Annotated in this window: 15 protein-coding genes and 1 pseudogene; 13 read left to right on the top strand and 3 right to left on the bottom strand. The window is 50.3% G+C overall.

Annotated features, from left to right (window positions below; genetic code table 11):
- The first annotated feature begins 30 nt into the window (after positions 1-30).
- The 4 genes from HRU73_RS03630 (at position 31) to HRU73_RS03645 (ending at position 4,482) form a co-directional block, all read left to right on the top strand.
- Positions 31-1,074, top strand: a complete 1,044-nt coding sequence (locus tag HRU73_RS03630) for an IS481 family transposase (RefSeq protein WP_287399495.1) — start codon at positions 31-33, stop codon at positions 1,072-1,074.
- A 519-nt stretch (positions 1,075-1,593) separates the two neighbouring features.
- Positions 1,594-2,043 (top strand): pilin, encoded by a 450-nt coding sequence (locus HRU73_RS03635; protein WP_287399496.1) that lies wholly within the window; start codon positions 1,594-1,596, stop codon positions 2,041-2,043.
- 79 nt (positions 2,044-2,122) lie between these two features.
- Positions 2,123-3,313 (top strand): DUF1295 domain-containing protein, encoded by a 1,191-nt coding sequence (locus HRU73_RS03640; protein ID WP_287399497.1) that lies wholly within the window; start codon positions 2,123-2,125, stop codon positions 3,311-3,313.
- Positions 3,310-4,482 (top strand): serine hydrolase domain-containing protein, encoded by a 1,173-nt coding sequence (locus HRU73_RS03645; RefSeq protein ID WP_287399499.1) that lies wholly within the window; start codon positions 3,310-3,312, stop codon positions 4,480-4,482. The genes HRU73_RS03640 and HRU73_RS03645 overlap by 4 nt, the downstream gene beginning before the upstream one ends.
- A gap of 60 nt (positions 4,483-4,542) precedes the next feature.
- Here the strand turns inward: HRU73_RS03645 and HRU73_RS03650 are convergent, their stop codons facing one another.
- The gene (locus HRU73_RS03650) at positions 4,543-4,761 is read right to left on the bottom strand and encodes a hypothetical protein (RefSeq protein ID WP_287399500.1); all 219 of its coding nucleotides are present in this window, start codon (positions 4,759-4,761) and stop codon (positions 4,543-4,545) included.
- 355 nt (positions 4,762-5,116) lie between these two features.
- Between HRU73_RS03650 and HRU73_RS03655 the strand changes: the two genes are divergently transcribed.
- From HRU73_RS03655 to HRU73_RS03680, 6 genes and pseudogenes are all read left to right on the top strand, one after another.
- On the top strand, positions 5,117-5,977 hold the full coding sequence (locus tag HRU73_RS03655; protein ID WP_287399501.1) for a hypothetical protein: 861 nt from the start codon (positions 5,117-5,119) through the stop codon (positions 5,975-5,977).
- A gap of 146 nt (positions 5,978-6,123) precedes the next feature.
- A pseudogene (locus HRU73_RS03660) lies at positions 6,124-6,426 on the top strand (IS110 family transposase); the annotation flags it as partial.
- A 65-nt stretch (positions 6,427-6,491) separates the two neighbouring features.
- Positions 6,492-6,716, top strand: a complete 225-nt coding sequence (locus HRU73_RS03665) for an antitoxin MazE family protein (protein WP_287399502.1) — start codon at positions 6,492-6,494, stop codon at positions 6,714-6,716.
- 12 nt (positions 6,717-6,728) lie between these two features.
- Positions 6,729-7,037 carry a type II toxin-antitoxin system PemK/MazF family toxin gene (locus HRU73_RS03670; RefSeq protein WP_287399504.1) on the top strand — a complete coding sequence of 103 codons (309 nt, stop codon included), beginning with the start codon at positions 6,729-6,731 and terminating at the stop codon, positions 7,035-7,037.
- A gap of 127 nt (positions 7,038-7,164) precedes the next feature.
- On the top strand, positions 7,165-7,443 hold the full coding sequence (locus tag HRU73_RS03675) for a type II toxin-antitoxin system RelE/ParE family toxin (RefSeq protein ID WP_276679419.1): 279 nt from the start codon (positions 7,165-7,167) through the stop codon (positions 7,441-7,443).
- 12 nt (positions 7,444-7,455) lie between these two features.
- The gene (locus tag HRU73_RS03680) at positions 7,456-7,758 is read left to right on the top strand and encodes a HigA family addiction module antitoxin (RefSeq protein ID WP_011111882.1); all 303 of its coding nucleotides are present in this window, start codon (positions 7,456-7,458) and stop codon (positions 7,756-7,758) included.
- Positions 7,759-7,821: 63 nt separating this feature from the next.
- On the opposite strand, the gene HRU73_RS03685 is transcribed toward HRU73_RS03680, so the two are convergent.
- Positions 7,822-8,313, bottom strand: coding sequence for an FG-GAP repeat domain-containing protein (locus tag HRU73_RS03685; RefSeq protein ID WP_276679418.1), 492 nt, complete (start codon positions 8,311-8,313; stop codon positions 7,822-7,824).
- Between the two features lie 187 nt (positions 8,314-8,500).
- On the opposite strand from HRU73_RS03685, the gene HRU73_RS03690 reads away from it, so the two are divergent.
- Positions 8,501-9,598: an Rpn family recombination-promoting nuclease/putative transposase gene (locus HRU73_RS03690; protein ID WP_287399505.1), complete on the top strand. Its 1,098-nt coding sequence runs from the start codon at positions 8,501-8,503 to the stop codon at positions 9,596-9,598.
- Between the two features lie 151 nt (positions 9,599-9,749).
- Here HRU73_RS03690 and HRU73_RS03695 read toward each other — a convergent pair whose 3' ends face one another.
- A complete protein-coding gene (locus HRU73_RS03695) occupies positions 9,750-10,220 on the bottom strand; it encodes a methyltransferase family protein (RefSeq protein ID WP_287399506.1) in 471 nt (156 codons plus the stop codon).
- A gap of 312 nt (positions 10,221-10,532) precedes the next feature.
- On the opposite strand from HRU73_RS03695, the gene HRU73_RS03700 reads away from it, so the two are divergent.
- Both HRU73_RS03700 and HRU73_RS03705 read left to right on the top strand, forming a co-directional pair.
- Complete coding sequence (locus tag HRU73_RS03700; RefSeq protein WP_011111878.1) at positions 10,533-10,808, top strand: hydroxylamine oxidoreductase; 276 nt, start codon at positions 10,533-10,535, stop codon at positions 10,806-10,808.
- 332 nt (positions 10,809-11,140) lie between these two features.
- Complete coding sequence (locus HRU73_RS03705) at positions 11,141-13,420, top strand: CHASE2 domain-containing protein (RefSeq protein ID WP_287399507.1); 2,280 nt, start codon at positions 11,141-11,143, stop codon at positions 13,418-13,420.
- Positions 13,421-13,458 lie beyond the last annotated feature (38 nt).

The following is a 13,458-nucleotide window of genomic DNA, read 5'->3' on the forward strand; positions in this document are numbered from 1 at the left end:
CCAAACGCGAAAGCGTAAAGGAGTAATCCCATGAGCAGTGTTCATCATAAAATCATTAAACACAAGATTGGCTTGCTTAATCTGGCAGCTGAGCTTGGCAATGTATCCCGTGCCTGTAAGGTGATGTGTTTTTCTCGCGATACTTTCTATCGCTATCAGGCAGCTGTGGAAACAGGAGGTGTTGAAGCTCTGATAGATGCAAACCGACGTAAGCCCAATATCAAGAACCGTGTAGAAGAAGCGACGGAAGCAGCGATCCTGGCCTTTGCTCTGGAGCAACCGGCTTTTGGTCAGGTTCGTGTTTCCAACGAACTGCGTAAGCATGGAATTTTTGTTTCTCCGTCTGGTGTCCGTTCGGTATGGCTGCGCCAGAATCTGGAATCGTTCAAGAAGCGTCTGTCAGCCTTGGAGAAACATATTGCTGAGACTGGGGCAGTGCTGACCGAAGCACAGGTGCAAGCATTGGAGAAGAAGCAGGAAGATGATGTTGCTCAAGGCGAAATTGAGACGGCTCACCCCGGGTATCTCGGTAGTCAGGATACCTTTTACGTCGGTACCCTCAAAGGTGTGGGACGAATTTACCAGCAAACCTTCGTCGACACTTATTCCAAGTGGGCAGCAGCGAAGCTGTATACCAACAAAACACCAATTACATCAGCTGATATGCTCAATGACCGGGTACTGCCGTTCTTTGCTGAACAGAGTATGGGCATTATTCGCATTCTGACCGACCGCGGTACCGAATATTGCGGCAAGCCGGAAAATCATGATTACCAGCTTTATCTGGCACTCAATGACATCGAACATTCCAAAACGAAAGCCAATCATCCGCAGACCAACGGTATTTGCGAACGCTTTCACAAAACCATCTTGCAGGAGTTCTACCAGGTGACATTCCGGCGCAAGATTTACCAGTCCATTGAAGAGTTACAACACGATCTGGATGATTGGATGGCGTACTACAACAGTGTGCGGACTCACCAGGGAAAAATGTGCTGTGGACGCACCCCGATGCAAACTTTAATTGACGCAAAGGAGATATGGGACGATAAAATTACCGAATTGAATAACTGAATCTGATCTAACAGGCACTCGTCAAATCGGGTAACTGTCAGATCAGATCTCAACTACTACATTTTGAGTCGGTAGTGTACTTGTTAAGTTTCCCTCGTTTTTTACCTGTATAACATCCAATGGCAAGTAATTCGTCCCTGGCCTTCCATATAAGGGTGGACAATCCCATCTAATCTTCTTTTCCAGCTCATCCAGAGCATTTTGCAGAGAATAATCAGCCGAGCCGCTTTGTTTACCTTTGATGACGGCAATGATGAGGGTTTGTAACGTTTCTACAGCCTGTCAGTGCAAATCCAGTGTGAGCGCGGGAATGATCACGCTGTGCCCGAATACACGCCAGTAGCGACTTGATCAGTCCGTATCGGCATGGATGGGTAGAGGTTCCTTAAAAACGAGGGATGCACAAAATTTTCCTAAAGCCGGAATGGCAGCAGTCGTTATACTCCCCAGCAGTATTCATGAAGCAGGCAATACTCTGAGAATCCTGTTTTCTTTTTCAACCCGATGGAGAACTGAACCATGCAACATACCCAAAAAGGTTTTACTTTGATCGAATTGATGATCGTGGTCGCGATCATCGGTATTCTGGCGGCGGTGGCGATTCCGGCTTATCAGAACTACATCAAGAAAGCTGCTTATACTGAAGTAACTGGCGCAATGGCCCCGTATAAAATGGCTGTTGTAGAATGCTTTAATTCGGCAGGTGCTTTAGCTAATTGTAATGCTGGTCTCAATGGCATTCCGGCCGCGCCTACTGCAAGTACAGCAGGCGCATTCAATTCACTCACCGTAGCTAATGGAGTAATTACAGCGACACCCAATGCTTATAAAGGTATTTTAGCAACCGAAACTTGTGTACTGACACCAACTCCTACTGGTGAGAGGCTCATATGGGAATATTCCGGCGGATGCGTTGACAAAGCTTATGTAAGCAGAAATGTTGCTGCAGCTCCTGCCACCGGCGGTTAATTTGTAAGCCGCTTACGGTTTATTTTTCCTGAAAAAGCACCTGCGGGTGCTTTTTCTTTTACAAACCTGGAGCAAAATCATGCCTGCTGCCTGGCGAATGCTGTTTACTTTTGTTGCCGGCTTGAGTGTTTTTCATATCATCGGTATCGATTCGCCGAGTGCCGTCTTCACAGGCGCCCGGCTGCTGATTCTGGCCTGCTTTCTGGTTGGTCTGGGCTATACGCTGCATTCACGACGGTACGCCTTGGCTTTTTCCCACACCTGCCCGGAGGAAGATCAGGTCCGCACAAAATCGCTGGCAATTCGTATCGGGCTTCTGGCTTTATTGCTCTATCCGACATTGATGGCCCGTCTTTTTCCGGAATGGCCGACGGCGGTATTCAATTTCGAATTTCTGGTCGTGCTGCCGATCCTGTTGCTGGCAACGCCTTATTATGTGCGCTGGGCAGAAGGACGCATGCCTCGCGCCAATGATGGCTATTTTTATTTTGGCCAGGCGATATTACGGCAAAGGCCGTGGCGTATGCAGGAGCATAAAGCCTTACTCCTGGCCTGGGCAGTAAAGTTGTTTTTTATTCCGCTGATGTATTCCTGGCTGGTCGGGGCTGTGGAGATGCTGCTTGTGTTTGACTGGCGGTTGCATCCTGGCGTGCTGGTCAGTGGTTTGTTCAGCTTCGGGTTATGCATCGATCTGCTGCTCGGTGCCAGTGGCTATTTTTTTGCCAGCCGTCTGCTGGGTAACGATGTTCTCAGCACCGATGCCACCTTGCTGGGCTGGCTTTCCTGCGTGATCTGCTATCCACCGCTGATGGCCATGCTGCATGCAATCAAGCAGCAAACCGATGATTTGATCTGGTCTGACTGGCTGCATTCGCACGAACCTTTGTACTGGTTGTGGGCCGCCCTGATTACGGCAAGCTGGTTGGCTTACTGGCTTTCCACTGTCAGTTTCGGGCTGCGCTTTTCTAATTTGAGCTGGCGCGGTCTGGTCGATACCGGCTTGTATCGGTATACAAAACATCCTGCCTATTTATCCAAGAATATCTACTGGTGGCTGTATACCGTTCCTTTCGTTGGTGTAGAAAACACCGAGGATATGTTGCGCAATGTTCTGGGATTGAGTTTTGTCAGTCTGGTGTATTACATGCGTGCACGTACCGAAGAGCGCCATTTGCTGGCCTTTGAGGAGTATGCGGCCTATGCTGCCAGAATCGAGCAGGAAGGATTATTTGCCCGCTTCAATCGCCGCTTGCGGCGAATCATGGTGTGAAAACCCGCTTTCGCCCTGTTCTGTTGCTTGCGCTGTTGTTCGCTGCCGCAACACTTTATCTTTCATCTCTGCCGAGTGCCGCGCTACCATGGTTTACCAAGTGCGAGGGGGGATCACCTGCATGGCTCGATACTTTGGTGGAGGAGATCAAAGTCCTGGGCTATCCGGGATTTCAATTGTCGGTCGCAGATGTGAACGGGCAACGGATGGATTGTGCAGCAGGCTGGTCAAGCCCCATACCTGGAACTGCCCCACTGAATTTGAACCACCGCATGCGTTATGCCAGTCTGTCGAAAATCCTGACCTCATCCGTAGCGATACAGTTAATCGATGAAGGTTTGCTTAATCCTGAATTACATCTGGTCGAGTTGTTGAAAATGACCGGGCCATTCGTTGATGAACGTATGGCCAGTATCCGTATTGATGATTTACTCAGGCATAAGGCAGGGTTCGATCGGGCACTGACTCCAGATCCGATGATGCAGCCTCATCCCTGGTGTCCCGGGAATTTGGCAGCGCTTAAATCGATACGGCTCGATCACGACCCAGGCAGCCATTTTGCCTACGCGAATATCGGTTACTGCCTGCTTGGTGCTGTAATCAGCGGCATTGAGGACAAGTCTTTGGATCAGGTATTTCACGACCGATTGCTGAATCCGCTCTCGTTACAATCAATCCGCGCCCTGCGACACGGCGAGATTTTTCAGGATGAACCACAAGCATTCTTTGATGACGCGCATGAATCGCAGAATGATCTTCTGGCGATCGACTATGCAGCATCTCTGGCCACCGGGGCCTGGAGTGGTACAGCAAGCGATTTTATGAGTTTGTTGATCAGCCTCTTCGCTCGGAATGAACATGCTTTACTCTCGGATCAGTCACAAACATTGATTTTCAAAGTAGCACCTGAATGCGACTTCAATAAATGGCGTACCTGCCATGGCTATGGTTTTTATAAATACAAACCAGTAGGCCAGAAAGCGATGTACTGGCGCGATGGCAGCCTGCCCGGCGTTACAGCCTTCGCCGCAGTTTTCGAAGATGGAACAAAAGTAGTTTTTCTGGCCAACGGCCGGACCTATGACTGGATGGCAAGCAACGATCGTATCGGGCAATTGTTATATCAGCTTATAACAGGAGATAGATCAGGGAGACAGAATCTCCAATAACCTGCTTTGCATCCCGAGTCGAGCGCGGAAAGCTGGCTGAAGGGTCAACTTGCGTATGATTTATGGCAGACTGGGCAACGCGGCGGTGCAAAAGTGGTTGTTCGCCATATAAATCGCGAACAAATCTGATATTTCAAAAGCAGGCGCGACATGCCATTCTGATTCCGGCATATCTGGGATGATCTGCGTGAAAAGTTCTTCCACAATCGGATCTTCAAGAGCCTGAACGCTCTTGAAGATCATTTGAGCAAAGCACTCAGAGCCTACGAGCAAGACCACACAACAATTGCATCGATTGTATCCTGGCCGTGGATCATTACCGCACTACTAATTCCATGAAATTATGGATGGCGAACCTTGCTGTCATTTTCAGAAGACGATTGCACCAGTTGATTCGGTGTAACGGCTGTTGTGCAGATGACTCTTGATAGCCCGATATCAGAAGCCAGCTGCACCAAAGCGAGAGTGTGAGCATGGCAGCATTAGGCGTAACGACCTGCATTTGAACTGTACGAACCAGGAATAAATGCAATTGACGTACTCAAGTCATTGAGTATGAACGCCGTCTCATCTGTTTATCTTACACACAGAATTATTGGATAAAATGTCTTATATATTGTGTAAAGCATGTGGTATGAACGAATTCAAAAAGTTAGTTAACTTTGCGAACTCATATGAATTGGCAGGAAAGAGCTATGGGGCAGAACAGTGGCTATCGATACTTTTTTCGAGGTTCGCTAGTCTCAAGTACAAGGACAAATGGATTAAAGCCGGGACATTCGAGGGAACTGACTTAAGGCCAATGACTCTGTCCCGTATCGTAAACGCGACCATTTGGTACGAACAGAACATTCTTGCAAGCTTAAAGCTTCACGATCAATACGCACAGGATATCGTTAACCACAGCTTTAGCGAAGAGTTTGCGATTGATCACTCGGCGATATGGCGAGAAGTGATGAACCGCTCTGGCTATCTGGATTCCGTCTATTTCGCGATTGATTACTTCATTTCGCAAATGATAAAAATTCATGGTGTCGCACTTTCTAGGCAGAACAAAGCTAGCAACTTCTTGTCATTGCTCCGTCATTTCTCCATGGAAACTGCAGGGTCAACAAAGCAGGAGATCGTGTCGGAAATTCGGTTGCATCTGCCCACAAGCATGGGGACGAGTCGTAGTGCACTTGTCGAACAGAGTGACAGTATGGTGCCGTTCCAGAAATCATTTGAGTATTTGACCTTGATCAGAAACTCTCTGCATAACAATGGTTTCGCCAATAAGACTATGAATGACCTAGTTATTGGCCCGTTCGAGTACAAAGGAATCGTTAAGAATCAATCGTTGCAGTGCATGGGTATTCCAAATTTGGTTGTGCTAATCCTGCAGATGGTAAATTGCATAGAACAATTGTGTGAGCGATCTGTGGCGGAGATTACGGCTCCTCAAAATGATCCGCACTTGGAATTCATGAAAAGCCGGCTTGGCTTTTATCCGTAAGTGAAGCAGATGCCTAATTGTAACAACCTACATTTAAAACTGGATCAACCTGCATTCAGCGCGGCTCAGACGCACTATCATTGACGTAATGGAATAGACGTTCACTTTTCTAAATGGCATCAGAGTGCCAAGATAGTGATTCTATGATGAAGGCTACAACAGTTGGTATTGATTTGGCAAAAAAAGTGTTTCAGATTCACGGTATCAATAATCACGGCAAGATTGTACTGCGCAAGCAATTGCGCCGGAATGGGTTGGCAAAGTTTCTTGCCAATTTAGAGCCTTGCTTGATTGGTATGGAAGCCTGCGGTAGTGCACACCACTGGGCGAGAAAGCTTGGTGAATTTGGGCATACCGTCAAGCTTATATCCCCCCAATTTGTCAAACCATACGTGAAGACCAACAAGCATGACATAGCAGATGCAGAAGCAATCTGTGAAGCGGTGAGCTGACTGAATATGCGATTTGTGCCGATCAAATATGTTGAGCAACAGGCGCACCAGGAGAACTCCACATGGAAACCACACACGTTAATGCTCGTGTTAAAAAGCACCGTGACACACTACGCATGGCCGGATTACGTCCGGTACAAATCTGGGTACCGGACACCCGCCGTCCGGATTTTGCAGAAGAATGCCGCCGCCAGTGCCTTCTCATAGCTCAGGCGGACAAAGCTGATATATCCATGCAACAGCTCATGGATGAAGCTCTGGCCGATAGTGATGGCTGGATGGAATGATACGGCGATCTCGTGACCATCGCTGTACAGGGCGATTTTGGTAAACCCAGACCCGCTTTGGTGATTCAGGCCAACCTGTTCAGTGAACACACCAGCGTAACGGTATTACCTGTCACCAGCATGCTGGTTGCTGCGCCATTGCTACGTATTACTGTACAGCCTGGTGCCGAGAACGGCTTGCAAAAACCTTCCCAGGTAATGGTGGATAAGATCATAACGGTGAAACGTGACAAGGTAGGGCCGGTTCTCGGATGTATCGACCCGGATACTATGGTAGAGATTGAGCGTTGCCTGGCTGTGTTCCTTGGAATAGCGAAATGATTGATCTACCGTTTTTCTGATTGTTTGAAGAACAGCTCATTACCCGTCATTGCGGATTTGCAAGAGTGAAGCAATCCAGTATTTTTTTATAATTGCTTCTTGTAGCGTATAACGCTACAATCTCTAAATGATCCGCCATTTCAAGCATAAAGGGTTGCAATTATTCTTTGAAACAGGAGATAAATCAGGTATCCGGCCGGATCATGCCTCACGTCTTGCACGTCAGCTGCGGCAGCTGAATGATGCAGTCAATCCGCGTGAAATGAATATACCCGGCTGGAAGTTGCACCCACTTTCTGGCGATCTGTCAGGATATTGGTCGGTAATGGTCAATGGTAACTGGCGGATGATTTTTGTATTTGATGGAGAAGATGTGATCCTGGTTGATTACCGGGATTACCACTGAACAGGAGTCAATATGGCCAGAATGCACAACCCCCCTTATCCCGGTGAAACCCTGCGCGAGGATGTACTGCCTGCGCTTGGGTTAACCGTAACCCAAGCGGCAAAAGAGCTGGGAATCAACCGTGTTACCCTCTCGCGCGTGTTGAACGGCAAGGCCGGTATCAGCGTCGATCTCGCTCTACGCCTGGAAGCATGGCTTGATGGGCCGAGCGCGGAAAGCTGGCTGAAAGGTCAGCTTGCGTATGATTTATGGCAGGCTGAGCAGCGCGGCTGTGCAAAAGTGGTGGTTCGCCATATAAATCGCGAACAAATCTGATATTTCAAAAGCAGGCGCGACATGCCGATTCCGGCGCCGGCATGTCGGTGTTATCGCCAAAGCTCACTTCTTGCCGGAAACCCGGCTGGTTACATCGGCCAGTGCTTTGCCCTGCCATTGATAAACGGCGATTTTCTTGACTGTCGGGCAGCAGCGTGGGTCGTTCGGGCCGGGCCACAGGGCATGGATATGAATCAGGCCGTTTTTGACTTCGATCGATTCCACCATGCCCAGCGCATCCTCTGTTCCGGCAGCTACCTGATAACCCCGGCCGCTATCGGTAAATATCGTTACATCATTGAAAGAATAGGTGCCGCCATAGCGGGTTGACCACAAAATGATTTCCGCGCGGCCATCACCATTCAAATCAGCAGTGACGACTTGGCTTTCTTCCACCGATTCACGGTTTTGAGCAGCCTCCTGATTGGCCTTGCCGATATAAGCCTGCACCGTTTTTTCCACTTGCGCCGGGTCCGGTTCAGCCGCCGATACCGGCTGAACCGTAAGCAACAATACCCCACCCGCGATTGCACCTCGACAAATTGTCTGCCACATGATTGATCTCCCTTTTCGTGATTGTATTACCGGGGCGTCTTGGCGAAGCAAGCAGCTCAACCATACCGCCTCACTCATGACTCGAACAGTGTACGCCGAAGCAAGTCAGGGCAGTGTTGATAAAAATACTGGTTTGCCGCATCAGCTTGCGGCTTCCTCGCAAGTCAGGGTGAGTGTGGTTTGACTCATGAAAACGCTATGGTGTTACACTTGTCCGATGGAGCATGATCATGGCTACAAACTACTGTTTTCCCACGCTGAAATGGTGGCTGACTTGCTGCGTGGTTTCGTCAGGGAAGAGTGGGTGTACGAGCTGGATTTTTCCACGCTGGAGAAAATCAACGGCAGCTACATCAGCGATGATTTGAGAGAACGGCAGGATGACATCATCTGGCGCCTGCGCCGGGGGAAAGGCGAAACGGGTGAATGGTTGTATGTCTATCTGCTGCTCGAATTCCAGTCTACTGTGGACTGGTTCATGGCAGTACGGATCATGACCTATGTTGGTTTGCTGTATCAGGATCTCATCCGCAGCGAATCCATCAGAACGGGTGAACGGTTGCCGCCGGTGCTACCGGTGGTTCTGTACAATGGGGATACCCGCTGGCAGGCACCGGTGAACATGGAAGGACTGATCTTCCCGGCACCCGGCGGGCTGGATCGCTACCGGCCGCAACTCAACTACCTGCTGCTGGATGAAGGCAGCTACAGTGATCACGAACTGGCCACCTTGCGTAACCTGACGGCGGCATTGTTTCGGCTGGAAAACAGCCGCACCCCGCAGGATGTCGAACAGGTACTGCAAGCCCTGATTGCCTGGCTGCAATCTCCCGAACAAAGCGGACTGCGGCGATCATTTACCGTCTGGTTGAAACGGGTGTTCCTGCCGGGCAGAATGCCGGGGACCAGCTTCAGTGAAATTCATGATTTACAGGAGGTACAAAGCATGCTCTCAGAACGTGTCAAGGAATGGACTAAAGACTGGAGACAGCAGGGAATCGAAGAAGGCAAACAGATAGGCATCGAGGAAGGCAAGCAAATAGGAATCCAGGAAGGACGATTGGAAGGACGATTGGAAGGACGATTGGAAGGACGGCAGGAAGGACGGCAGGAAGGACGATTGGAAGGAGAATCCGAATTTCTGTTGTATTTACTGGAACAGCGTTTTGGCCCGGTGAGCGATGCTGTACGCGCGCGGATTGGATCGGCGGATACGCAAACATTGCTGGTTTGGGGAAAACGAATCCTGACTGCTCAGACGATTGAAGCTGTGTTCGGAGATTGATCAAGATTTCAACAAAAAAACAATGGGCTACCGGCCTGCAGCTTTGCGAAGATGGAACGAGAGCATAGTTGCGTGCCGAGTGAATGGCAGGAATGATGAAGAGTTGTGCGGGTTTGTCACGGCAAGGCTTTGATACAGCGGGTGTATGGTTTCAGAGCCAGCGTCTTACTCTGGTTTGGTAGTCCCGGTAGGATTCCCCGAATCTGGCTTCGAGGTGGGCTTCTTCATAACGGATGACGCCATAGCGCAGCATTGCCCAGATCAGCGGTGCGAAGAATAGTGGCCACCAGGTCGACAGCAGCATCGAGATCCCGATGAAAATCAGCCAGTCACCGAGATAGATCGGATTGCGGCTGTAGCGGAACGGTCCGGTAGTGCACAGACTGGAGGCCGCTTTGTAGGGGTTGACGGTGGTTCGGTGGCGCCAAAGCGTAATGGCTGTCCATGCCAGCAGTGCCAGTCCTGTGATTACTCCCAGCCAGCCGAGTGACTGTGTCACTGTACCCCAATCCCAAGAGAGTGACTGGAGGTTGCGGTCGATCCACCAGCCGGCAAACAGAGCCGCAGCATAGGGGGCAGGCGGAAGAATCAAGGTGCGTGGGCGGTGCAGGTTGTAATCCATGATGTTCCATAAATTTTCTGTGACGAGGCAGCATACCGGATATGGAAAAATATTTGAAACGGAAGGCAGGGGTAAAAACGGAAAATCGCTTGTTTTTAGATGCAAAGGTAATGAATTACTTGATAGAATGTAGCCGGTTTGTATTAACCAAGGTCGGCGGGAGGGTTAAGGTGCCGGCCGGTAATCTGTATCTGTGATCAGAGCCGGTTTTTGAGATGAGAGGCCGGGAAGCCGATCAGGGGACAGGTTAGAGGGAGCCTGAAAGATTGTCAGGTAGTGGATTTGTTTTGGGAAATTTGAAGAGGAGTGCAAATGAACAAGGTGATCGTCGCAGCTTTTGTTTCTGCTTTTGTACTGGGTTCCACAGCAACGTTTGCCAGTGGAAATCTGGAGTCTTCTTTGGCGCCGATCAGTGCCAAAGATATGCTGGATTATCTGGCCTGCAAAGATAAAAAACCGACCGATGTCGTAAAAAGCCATACTGAAGTCGAGAACGGGAAAATCGTCAGAGTAAAATGTGGCGATATCGTTGCGCTTGTTCAGAAGGCAAGAGAACAATCGGGTGACGCCTGGCAGGGTGGTTATTAATCCCGGTTTTTCCTTTTCCATTGAAAAGGCCTGTTGAACAGGCCTTTTCTTTTTGGACTGCAGTTTTTGAAGAATCACTCTTCAACCACGCAATACTGTATTGCGGAGAGGAGATCTCAGTATTCCTATCGGCTGTTTGGCAGGAGATCGCGGTAGATTTCTGAGTAGTAGAAAACAGTTTCAACGTTGGCTGATTGCTTCGGCGTTTCACCTTGCAAAGAGGGCTGTTTTGTATCACGGTTACACATTCCACTGCCACCATCACCAGTCCGGTTACCTGTTGGATACCTGTTATATTCCTGCCTCGCGAGTCAATGGATAATCCGGGTTAAATGAAATTGTGGCGCTGGCGGTTTGCTCTCGCCGTGTTTATTGGCCTGCTGGGGGCTGCTGTATATCTGTCACCGCAGGGTACAGCCATCGAGGAACAATTCGGCCTTTACTGGCTGTTTCATCTGCGCGGGGAAAGAACCGCTCCCGCTGATGTCGTTGTCATTGCTGTTGACCAGGCTTCTGCCACTCATCTGGAGCTGCCGCTCAAACCTTCCCTCTGGTCGCGCGCACTGCATGCCCGTCTGATCGACAGATTGGTGGAGACGGGGGCAAGAGTAGTGGTGTTCGATCTGGTATTCGACAGGCCCGGCAGCGATGCTCGCCATGATAAGCAGTTTGCTGCGGCGCTTAAGCATGCGGGTAATGTGGTGCTGGTGGAAAGGCTGGATTTCGAGGAAACCCGGTTCCCGGGAATGGCTGCGGATGGGTCATACACTCATATTCTGCGGGAATATACCGGAAAGATTCTGCCGATCATTGCGGATGCCGCACGTGCCCATGCGCCTTTTCCGCTGCAAAAATCCTCCTGGGTGAGTTATTACTGGACGTTCAGACCCGGTGGCAGTGATATGCCTACGTTGCCATCACTTTTGCTGCAGCTGTCATCTGCTGAAGTATACGAGCATTTTCTCACTTTGCTTGCCGGTATCGATCCTGCTTTGATCCGACAGCTTCCTGCAAGTGTGAATGAAGCCGATGTCGAGAATCTGGTTCTCGATTTGCGCAATCTATTCATGCAAAAACCAGTGCTGGCAGAAAAGCTGTTGCAGAAATCGGCTGAAGGGGAAAACCTCGATACCGCGCAGCAGCGTATTCTCCGAGCACTGATTGATCTTTATGGCGGCAGTGAAGTGCGTTACTTGAATTTCTACGGCCCACCGCGCACGATCAGGACTATTCCTTATCATCTGCTGCTGGATGAAGGCGGTGGTCAACCGGAAACGGCCGGTGAGCTGGGTCTGGCAGGAAAAACGATCTTTGTCGGCTTTTCAGCAGAAACCGTTTCGGGGCAGGACAAAGTCAGAGATGATTACCAGACCGTTTTCTCTTTGCCGGACGGGTTGACGCTCAGCGGGGTGGAAATTGCCGCGACTGCCTTTGCCAATTTGCTGGAGGGCGAATCGATCCATCCGGCAGCACCGGTAAATGGTGCCCTCATTCTGTTGCTGCTGGGAACGGGTGTTTGTCTACTCTGCTTTGTCATTCCCGCAAGGAATACCATGGTGCATACGCTGGGAATGGCACTGGCAGGAATCCTGTCGTTTTGTGCTTATGGCAGTGCGAGTGTATGGCTGTTCGGACAATGGCAATTGTGGATTCCTTTGGCGATTCCGCTGATGGTGCAGTTACCGGTAGGCGTGATCGGGATCGTCACCCTGCTGTATTTTGAAGTTGACCGGGAACGCAGGCGGATCGAGGCGCTGTTTGGTGGACATCGGCCAGAGCCGGTGGTGCGGGATATGGTTCGTGGTGCAGGTCCGATCCATACGGAAGGGCAACTGGTCTATGGAGCCTGCCTGGCGACAGATGCGGAAAAATATACTGCGCTTGCTGAAACTATGGATCCCCGCCAGCTTGCCGTACTCATGCATGCATATTATGAGTGCTTGTTTGAACCGGTTGAGCGTTATCAGGGCAAAGTATCCGATGTGATCGGCGATGCCATGCTGGCCATCTGGGCGGCTGGTTCTGCTGATCCGCTTGTGCGCGAACGGGCGTGCCTGGCTTGCCTGGATATCATCAGCGCGATAGAGCGCTTCAATCACCAGGGCGGATACGGCCGTCCGCCCCTTCCAACCCGGCTAGGGTTACATTTTGGTGAAATGGTACTGGGCAATATTGGTGCACGACAGCATTATGAGTACCGTGCGGTGGGCGATATCGTCAATACAGCCAACCGTATCCAGGGAGTCAATAAGCATCTGGGTACCCGGTTGCTGGTATCGGAAGAAGTGGTAAATGGGCTGAATGATCTGCTGCTGCGTCCGCTCGGGCGGTTTCTGCTGCCGGGAAAGTCACAACCGGTCAACCTGTTTGAACTGGTTGCTCGTCAGAGTGGCAGCAATGCAGCTCAGAGACAGCTGTGTGCCGCGTATGAGCAGGCACTGCACGTTTGTCAAACCGGCAACCGGGTGGATGCATTGCATCGATTCGAAATGATCCATGAACGTTTCCCCGAAGATGGCCCCACCCGATTCATGCTCACCTATTGCCGTGAACCCCGATTGTTTCCAGTCCGGGAAGCGGGTGAGCTGATCATATCCATACAATCGAAATGATGTCCGGATACAGACAGCACATCCGGCCCGCAGATTTC

It is taken from the genome of Nitrosomonas sp. H1_AOB3, assembly GCF_015709435.1.
GTDB classification, from domain to species: Bacteria; Pseudomonadota; Gammaproteobacteria; order Burkholderiales; family Nitrosomonadaceae; genus Nitrosomonas; species Nitrosomonas europaea.